Raw genomic sequence first — 950 nt, forward strand, 5'->3', positions numbered from 1 at the left:
CGCGCGCACCGACCGCGTCGTCATCGAAACGCAACCTGCGCGCCCTTCCAGCGGGCGCGAGCCACCACTAGCGTGCCGAGAAGTCCATGATCCGCGCAACCATCGCGCGTGGCACACCTGCTCAGGAAGGCAGCGCATGCACATCCATCGGGGGGCAGCGGTCCTCGCTGCGACGACACTGGCCGGGGTCACCCTGGCCGCCTGCGGCGCAGGCAACTCAGGCGACACGAAGGCCGGCATCCTCGTCGGCACCACCGACAAGGTCGTCTCGATCGACCCGGCCGGTGCCTACGACAACGGCTCGACGCAGATCCAGACCCAGGCCTACCAGTACCTGCTGAACTTCCCCGCGGGCAGCACCGAGCTCACGCCCGACGCCGCCGAGAACTGCGACTTCGAGACGCCGACCGAGTACGTCTGCACCATGAAGGACGGGCTGACGTTCGCCAACGGCAACGAGCTGACCGCCTCCGACGTGGCGTTCTCGTTCAAGCGCATCGTCGACATCAACGACCCGAACGGCCCGGCGTCGCTGCTCGGGGCCATGAAGAGCGTGGAGGCGCGCGACGACAAGACCGTCGTGTTCACCCTCGCGGCCCCCAACGACGTGACGTTCCCGCAGGTGCTCGTGACCTCGGCCGGACCGATCGTCGACGAGGAGACCTACCCCGCCGACAAGGTGCTCGACGACGACGCCGCCGTGAAGGCCCAGGGCTTCTCCGGTCCGTACACGATCGGGTCGTACACGAAGAACGAGCTCGCCGAGTTCACCAAGAACGAGAAGTACGACGGCGCCTACGGCGAGCCCGAGAACGACGCGGTCACCCTGACCTACTACTCGGACTCCAACAACCTCAAGCTCGACGTCCAGAACGGCAAGATCGACGTGGCGTGGCGCTCGCTCACCCCCACCGACATAGCCAGCCTGGAGAAGGCCGACGGCGTGGAGG

Annotated in this window: 1 protein-coding gene; it reads left to right on the forward strand. The window is 67.2% G+C overall.

All coding sequences use genetic code 11. From position 1 onward, the window contains the following. Positions 1 to 136: 136 nt before the first annotated feature. Positions 137 to 950: ABC transporter substrate-binding protein (locus ASF38_RS04885; protein ID WP_235497405.1), on the forward strand; the 814-nt coding region annotated here is incomplete at its 3' end.

Source organism: Aeromicrobium sp. Leaf272 (assembly GCF_001422865.1).
Lineage (GTDB): Bacteria > Actinomycetota > Actinomycetes > Propionibacteriales > Nocardioidaceae > Aeromicrobium.